The 7,597-nt window shown below is 64.3% G+C and carries 6 protein-coding genes; 2 read left to right on the top strand and 4 right to left on the bottom strand.

The window, feature by feature from the left end:
• On the top strand, window positions 1-615 hold a 615-nt coding region (locus QAT43_RS13180; RefSeq protein ID WP_305043547.1), incomplete at its 5' end, for a diguanylate cyclase domain-containing protein.
• Window positions 616-679: 64 nt separating this feature from the next.
• On the opposite strand, the gene QAT43_RS13175 is transcribed toward QAT43_RS13180, so the two are convergent.
• Window positions 680-4,021, bottom strand: coding sequence for an AAA family ATPase (locus QAT43_RS13175; RefSeq protein WP_305043546.1), 3,342 nt, complete (start codon window positions 4,019-4,021; stop codon window positions 680-682).
• Window positions 3,951-4,967: an SPFH domain-containing protein gene (locus QAT43_RS13170; RefSeq protein ID WP_305043545.1), complete on the bottom strand. Its 1,017-nt coding sequence runs from the start codon at window positions 4,965-4,967 to the stop codon at window positions 3,951-3,953. The genes QAT43_RS13175 and QAT43_RS13170 overlap by 71 nt, the downstream gene beginning before the upstream one ends.
• 240 nt (window positions 4,968-5,207) lie before the next feature.
• Between QAT43_RS13170 and QAT43_RS13165 the strand changes: the two genes are divergently transcribed.
• Window positions 5,208-6,320: a DUF362 domain-containing protein gene (locus tag QAT43_RS13165; RefSeq protein WP_305043544.1), complete on the top strand. Its 1,113-nt coding sequence runs from the start codon at window positions 5,208-5,210 to the stop codon at window positions 6,318-6,320.
• 12 nt (window positions 6,321-6,332) lie between these two features.
• On the opposite strand, the gene QAT43_RS13160 is transcribed toward QAT43_RS13165, so the two are convergent.
• Window positions 6,333-6,662: a YajD family HNH nuclease gene (locus QAT43_RS13160; protein WP_305043543.1), complete on the bottom strand. Its 330-nt coding sequence runs from the start codon at window positions 6,660-6,662 to the stop codon at window positions 6,333-6,335.
• Between the two features lie 565 nt (window positions 6,663-7,227).
• The coding region (locus QAT43_RS13155; protein WP_305043542.1) for a cytochrome c biogenesis protein ResB at window positions 7,228-7,597 on the bottom strand (370 nt) is incomplete at its 5' end.

Genomic DNA, 7,597 nt, shown 5'->3' with positions numbered 1-7,597 from the left:
CGCTACGGCGGCGAGGAATTCGCCCTGCTGCTGTTCCGCGTCGACCGGCAGCAGGCGCTCAGCATCTGTGAACGCATTCGCGCCGGCATCGAGGCCCTGGCTTTCCCCGGCCAGGACCAGATGGACGGCGGCGGGCTGACGATCAGCGGCGGCCTGGCCTTCTTCCCCGAGGACGGCGCCGGCGCGCGGGAATTGCTCGAAAAAGCCGACCAGCGCCTCTACGAGGCCAAGAACACCCGCAACACCCTGGTGCCGCGTAATGTCGACCGCCGCCAGGCCCAGCGCCGCGCGGTGCGCTCGGTGGTCGAACTCTGCCCCGGCAGCGACGAGCTGTCCTTTCCGGGCATGACCACCGACCTGAGCAGCCGCGGCCTGTCCCTCGACTGCGCCGTGTCCTTTACTCCCGGCACCACCGTGCAGGTGCGCTTCCTCAAGCCCTTCTGGGGCGAGGATCGCGAAACCCGGGCCACGGTGCGGCGCATTCGCCGCGACGAGCAAAGCGGCGTCGTCCACCTGGGCCTTGAATTCGAAGGGCACCAGGATCAGCTGGCCGCCCTCGGCGCGCTCCAGCAACAGCCCGCGACCCTCGACCTCGCCAGCTCCACCGGCGGCTGAGCTCACCCGCCCGATCAACGCCCACACCGCCCGCCGCGCCCTCGCACGGCGGGCGTTTTTTTGTTTAGTGGGTCACTTCGCGCAACTGGTCCTCCGGCGTTTCCTCCTCGCGGAAAATACTCTCCAGGCTCACCAGATTACGGCTTGCGCCGTTTTCCACATAGCGGCGGATGGTCTCCACGCGCTTGCGCAAAAAGGCTTCCGCGCCGCGCCGCAGAGCGGCCTCGCGCAGCTCGATCTTCGTTCGCCAGGCCGACACCAGTTCGCCCTGCCCCTCGCGCAGATCAAGGTCAAGGCGCTGCTTGAGAAAATCGCTCAGCTCGCGGTAGTCGCCCTCGCCGAAATGGAACACCTCGGGCACCAAGGCCGAAAAACTGCGCACGCCGCGGATGTCGCGCCCCTCGATGCGGTAGGCTTCCAGCAGTTCGGGTTCGAGATCCTTGTAGTTCTGCATGGGCATGAACATGCGCGGCAGGTATTGCAAGACCTTCTCGGCCTTCTTGCGATGGCCGCCGATGATCACCGAGGCGCCCACCTCGCCCTGCTGGGCGCCCTTGATCCAGGGCGCGCCGGTGATGCCGAAATCGTTGAGCACCGGCACGAACAGCAGGGTGGAGAGGGTGTTGATGGCCAGGGCGAAGCCCGCCGAGGGCCCGCCCACGCTGTAGGAGGCCGAGAGCAGCTGATGGTGCAGGCTGTAGCCGTCGAGGTATTCGCCGAGCAGCCGCGCGACGTTGATTTCCGGACACAGGGATTGTAGATAGTTTTCCACCAGGGTCAGGGCCTCGCGGGCGCTCTGGTGGGTCATCTGCACCGCCATTTCCAGCTCAGCGCCGCCCGGCGCCGAAGTGCTCACCGCGCCCGTCACCACGATCTTTTCCGGAAAGACCCGATACACCAGGCTTGAAGCGATGGGCAGCAGCACGCCGCTGGTGTCGTTGGCCCCCACGCCAACCACGAAGCCGACCTGGGGTTCGCGCGAGAGCTCGGTTTCGAGGAACTCGTCGAGCTGCTGCTTGCCCTTGCGCGTGGGGCTCGCGGCGAGCTGCTGGCGGGCGGCCTGCAGGTGCCAGCGGGTGATTGGGAACAGCCCCGCCTCGTTGATGAGGCGCAGGTGGGCCGCGACCTCGTCGAGATTCTCCAGCAGACCGTCCTCGCTGTGGCGCACCCGGTGCATGAGCGCCTGTTCGGCGCCGGCGCCGTCGAGCAACCCCTGCAGGATCTTGAAATTGAAGCGCACGAAGCGCGCGCGTTCCTCGGGCGCATCGCCCAGGGCGTGCATCAGCTTGCCCAGCACCTCGACCTCGGTGGCGCGCAGGCTGCGCACCTTCTCGGCAAAGGCGGTGAAGTCGGCGGGCGTTTCACACAGGCCGCGCGCCACCCGCACCACCTCGTCCATGGCGAGACTCGGCTCCTGGGGAATGTCGCGCAGTTCCTTGCGGATGATGCCCAGGGCATCCTCGTCGCGCATGTGCCCGGTGACGTTGAGCACCTTGAGGCGCTTGGAGCGGATCAGCGCCGGGTCGAGGATGTCCAGGCGGTTGGTGGTGAGCACGGTGAAAACGCGATTGAGGGGCGACTCGCCGTCGATGATGGAAAGAAACTTGTTGGTCACCTTGTCGTAGGGGCTGCCGCCCTGGGGCGAGCGGCGCGGCGCCACGGCGTCGCCCTCGTCGAAGAAGACCATGGCGGGCGAGAGCATCTTGGCGATGTCGTAGGCCCGCTCCAGGTTCTCGACCATGCCCTCCAGGGGATTGATGGGGTCGGTGAGGTCGTTGAGGTTGACCACCAGATCCTGCACGTCGCGGTTGTCGCCGAGCCAGGCGCGCACCATGAAGGTCTTGCCCGAGCCGGGCGGGCCGGTGAGCACCAGCCCCTTTTCCTCGCTGACGTTGTAGTACAGGCAGTTGTTGGCCATCTCGGAGAACTCGTTCTTGATGGCGCCGATGTAGTCCTTCCAGGGCACGCCGCGGTCCATCTGCCCCACCACCTTGTTGTACAGATTGCCGTAGACGTTGCGCGCCACGGACTTGAGGGCGTCGCGCACCAGCAGGGAATCGTCGAGGTATTCGGCGCGGAAATCCCCCTTGAGGGATATGATCGAGTCGATGAGGCGGCGCACGTAGGCCGGCGTGATGCGCAGGCTGCGCTCGCGGAAAATGGGCGGCAGCTTGGCCACCGTGCGTTCCAGCACCGCCTCGCTCAGGCAGCGCTCGCCGCCGGCCTCGCCGAAGCTGAAATTCTTGCGCCGCAGCTCCATGCGCACCACTTCAAGCAGGTTGGCCGATTCATCCCAGAATTCGTTGACGTCGATCACCAGGCCGCGCTCGACGATACGCCGGTAGATGGCCGGGTCGAACTGCTCGGGCTGGTCGGTGGTGGCGATGAGCAGGCAGTCGCGCCGCCCGTAGACGATCTCGTCGATGATGATGTTGGCGGCATCCACCAGGGTCGCCTGCTGACCCTTGACGGTGCTCATCTGATCGGGGCGGCCGAAGGCCGAATGGGCCTCCTCCAGGTGGCGGATGCAGGTGCGGCGAGGGTCGCCCATGGCCTTGCGCAGGTAGTTGCCCGGCTCGCCGGCCCAGGCGGTCTGGTAGTCGTTGGGCGTGACCATGGCGTAATCCACCAGCACCCCTTCCTCGTGCAGGCTCGAAAGAGCCTGGCTGATTCGCTCGCGAAAAAAGTACTTGATGAGGGGCAGGCGCGACAAAAGCCGCAGTTGCTCGACCTTTCGCCGCCGCTCGATGCGCGCCGCCAGATCGGGATCCACATCCATCAGGCTGCGCCAGAAGGGCTGCTCGGCCATGACCTCTTCCTTCTTCGCCACCAGATCGACCTTGGGCCGCACTTCCGAGGAAAAAATCGCCTCCTCCACCGCCTGCTTGACCGTGGCGCTCTTGCCGCTGCCCGAGGAGCCGATCACCAGCACCAAGGGCGCGCGCGGCACCTTGGGATCCTCGGTGTACTCCTTGAGGATGTGGGCGCGGTAGATCTTGTTGAAGGTGTCGAGAAAGGCGGGCGGAACGAAGATGTCCGAGGTCTGCTTTTCCAGCAGGTACTTGAGGTAGTGGTAATCGTGCCAGTCGAGTTCGCGGGAGAGGATGCGGTTCCAGGCCGCCGCCGCGTCGCCGGAGCCGGACAGCTCGAAGCGATGGCGCAAATCGCTCAGCAACTCGGGATCGCGCAGGTTCTGGAAACCGCGCTCGCCGGGCTTGAGAGTGCGGCGCAGCCAGGCGCGCAGCAGATCGATGGGGCCGCGCGAGGGATAATACTGGCGCAGCCGACGCAGGACGAACAGCCGGGTCTCGAAGCCCCAGCCCTCGACCAGCGCCTCAATCTGCCTGATCCGCCTCTCGGAGAGTCGGACGTACACCGGGCTGCGGGTTTTGCGGGGCTTGGCCATCCTCTACTGCCTCTCTGCGCGTCGGGGGCGGGCCGAAGGGCGGCGCCGGCAGCACCACGGGCGGCGTGCCGGCGCTATTGTTCAGCACAAAGGTGTTCTGGCCCTGGGGATTTTTTTCGTAGGCCGTGGCCCATTTCTGCTGGTTGAGAAACTCGAACAGATAGGGATCGGCGGCCACGCCCAGACCCAGGGCCTCGCGGAATTCGCGGATGGAATCGCTGTAGGCCGCATAGAGGGTACGGGTGCGGCTTGCTTCCAGGGACGCGGCGTAGTTTTCCGCCTCGGCGATGAGCTCGCGGCGCTTCTTCTCCTCGCTCGCCTCGGCGAGGCGGTCGCCGAAGCGCGTGTCGCGCAGCACGAAGGACACCACCTCGATGCCGTATTTGCTCTCCAGGTTGGGGCCGCCCACGTTGATCGGGCGATTCTTGAGGGCCTCGAAGATGATGTCCTTGATCTCCTCGCGCTCGGAAACCAAGGCATCCACCGACTTGCTCTGCATGACATCCTTGACGATGCCGTCGAAATCCGCCTGCAACAGCACCAACGGATTGCGGTTCTCGATGCCCCAGCGCTCCAGGTCGGTGATGCGGTAGGTCAGCATGGCGCTGGTCCACAGGGCCACGTTGCCCAGGGACATGATGCGCTGCGGCTCCTGCTGGCCGCCGAGGAAGAGCTGCTGGTTCATGAGCGGCACTTCCAGCTCGATGCGGGTGAACAGGGGCAGGCGCGCGTGCCAGCCGACCTCCTCGACCACCTTGCGCTCGCCGCCCAGGGCCTCGAGGATCACCGCGTAGTTGCGCCGCACCTTGTAGATGGTCTTGGTGGCGTAGACCATGGCCACCGTGGTGTAGAGCAGCGCGCCCACGAGCAGCAGCAGGATGGTTTTCTTGATCAGCCCCCGCACCCGCGCCCGTTGCAGGAAGCTGTAAGTCTGGGCAGGCTCCACGGCATACCTCCGTGTCTTCGACGGCGCTCGACGCGCCCCCGGAAATCGACGAAACCCCGTTTAACCATCAACCATGGGACACCAAAGCCTCATTATTGCGTCAGGGCCCACATAAGTCAAACGATGTTTCCGTTTGCTTGATTGCTTGCCCCCCGGCCTTGTGCTAGGTTCAATCATTGTACCATCCAAGGTGCGCCCCGACAGCTATGTTCCCGCAAATATTCGCAAGGAGAAGCCCTTATGCCCGCCCAGGTCTTTTTCGCCGATCTCCGCGCCGGCCATCGCCGCAATCTCCATGACAAACTCGAACAGCTCGCTCGCTCGGCCGGGATTGAAACACTGGTTGCCCGAAGCGATCTCGCCGCCGTCAAGCTGCACTTCGGCGAACGGGGCGGCCATGCCTACATCCGCCCCACCTTCGTAAGGCGCATTGTCGAAGTCCTCAAGCAGCAGGGCGCCAAGCCCTTTCTCACCGATTCCTGCACTCTCTACCCAGGCCACCGCAAGGAAGCCGTCTCGGCCCTGAGCTGCGGCATCGAGAACGGCTTCGCCTACGCCGTGGCCGGGGCGCCCCTCATCATGTGCGATGGGCTGCGCGGCCAGTCGGCGCGGCGCGTCCCGGTGGACGGCGAGTTGCTGCAAAGCGTCGACATCGGCTTGGACATCCTCGAAGCCGACAGCCTCATCGCCCTCTCCCACTTCAAGTGCCACGAGCTCACCGGCTTCGGCGGCGCCCTCAAGAACCTCGGCATGGGTTGTTCGAGCCGCGCCGGCAAGCTCGAGCAGCACTCCAACGTCGCCCCCAAGGTCGCCGAGCAATTCTGCACCGCCTGCGCCGATTGCTTCAAATCCTGCGCCCACGGCGCCATTTCCTTCATCGAAGGCAAGGCGCGCATCGATCCCGCGCTCTGCGTCGGCTGCGGGCGCTGCATCGCGGTGTGCGAGGAGGAGGCGATCAAGATCCAGTGGAACGAAGAGGCGCCCAAGGTCATGAAGAAGATGGCCGAATACGCCAAGGGCGCGCTGCACGGCAAGCAAGGGCGCTCGCTCTTCATCAACTTCGTCACCCAAATCAGCCCCCAGTGTGACTGCTACGGGCACACGGACGCGCCCATCGTCGCCGATCTAGGGATTCTCGCATCCACCGACCCCGTGGCCATCGACCAGGCCTGCGCCGATCTGGTCAACGCTGCGCCGGGGCTGCCCGGCACCGCCCTGCGCAGCGGGCACGCGCCGGGCGGCGACAAATTTCGCGGCGTGCACCCCGAGATCGACTGGGAAATCACCCTGGAACACGCCGAGAAGATCGGCCTGGGGACAAGGACGTACGAGTTGGTGAAGATCGACGAATAAGGTTGAAGGGCGCTACTTCTTGCCGCTGAGGTAGTCGCCGAGCAGGCTGCGGCTGTGCTCGTCGTCGTGGCAGTAGGTGCAGAGGTTTTCCCAGTTGCTGCCGTTGGGCGGGTTGTTGTGATGGTTGCCGTCCTTGTGGTGGACGGTGAGCAGATGCAGGGTGTCGCGCTCGAATTCGCGCCCGCACTTGGCGCAGATCCAGCCGTGCAGCTTCAGGGATTTCTCGCGGTAGGTCTCGCGGCTCTCTTCCTCGCCGCGCATGCGGCGCACCAGGGCGTCGATTTCTTCCTGGGATTTGCGTGGCACGGCGCGGGGTTGACCGGGGCGTGGACGTCGATTCATGGACGGGCTCCTTCTGGCAAACCTAAAATCCTGTAAAATCCTGGGACGCATAAAATCATGGGACACGGATCAAATCTGATCAGGCGGGATCAAGGCGGATTGGGATCTAAAATCCGCCCTTATCCTGTAAATCCTTGTCCAATTGCCTTTGACTCTGGCCTGTCTTTCCCATTTTTTGCCTGCCCCAAAAACCCATGGGACGCAGATCACATCTGAAAAGGCGGGATCAAGGCGGATTGGGATCTAAAATCCGCCCCTATCCTGTAAATCCGTGTCCAATTGCCTTTGGCTCTGGCCTGTCTTTCCCATTTTTTGCCTGCCCCAAAAACCCATGGGACGCAGATCACATCTGAAAAGGCGGGATCAAGGCGGATCAGGATCTAAAATCCGCCCTTATCCTGTAAATCCGTGTCCAATTGCCTTTGACTCTGGCCTGTCTTTCCCATTTTTTGCCTGCCCCAAAAACCCATGGGACGCAGATCCCATCTGAAAAGGCGGGATCAAGGCGGATTGGGATCTTAAATCTGCGTTTATCCTGGAAATCCGTGTCCCCTTGCCTTTGACTTTACCCGTTCCCCGCCACTTTTTCCACCAGTTGCGCGAACAGGGCATCCCCCGCTTCGCCGGAGAAGCCGCGAATCGCCGCCAGGTGCCAGACGCCGTCGCGGCGCGTCAGGCCCGCCACGCGGTAGGGGACCAGGAAGGCGAGGAGCAGGCCGAGCATCAGGGTGATGCAGCCTGCCCAGACCAGGGGCTTGCCGGGATCGCGGGAGAACTGGAAGCCGGCGTACCAGAAGCCGTAGGCGTCGCGGTCGAAGGCGGTCTGGTAGATGGCGATGCCGTTGTGCACCAGGGGATGGTTGATGGAAATTTCGCCCTGGGCCGCCACCCGGCCTTCCTCCAGCAGCGTCACCTGGCTGCGGGTCTGGCGCAGG

The sequence above is a fragment of the Geoalkalibacter sp. genome (assembly GCF_030604225.1).
In the GTDB taxonomy this organism is placed as follows: domain Bacteria; phylum Desulfobacterota; class Desulfuromonadia; order Desulfuromonadales; family Geoalkalibacteraceae; genus Geoalkalibacter.
The sequence above is the reverse complement of the archived record's forward strand: the minus strand, read 5'-3'. Positions and strand labels throughout refer to the sequence as shown.

Excerpts from the sequence above, each read along its gene's own strand:
- QAT43_RS13175 (WP_305043546.1), bottom strand. The coding sequence starts at position 4,021 with ATGGCCAAGCCCCGCAAAACCCGCAGCCCGGTGTACGTCCGACTCTCC.
- QAT43_RS13165 (WP_305043544.1), top strand. The coding sequence starts at position 5,208 with ATGCCCGCCCAGGTCTTTTTCGCCGATCTCCGCGCCGGCCATCGCCGC.
- QAT43_RS13160 (WP_305043543.1), bottom strand. The coding sequence starts at position 6,662 with ATGAATCGACGTCCACGCCCCGGTCAACCCCGCGCCGTGCCACGCAAA.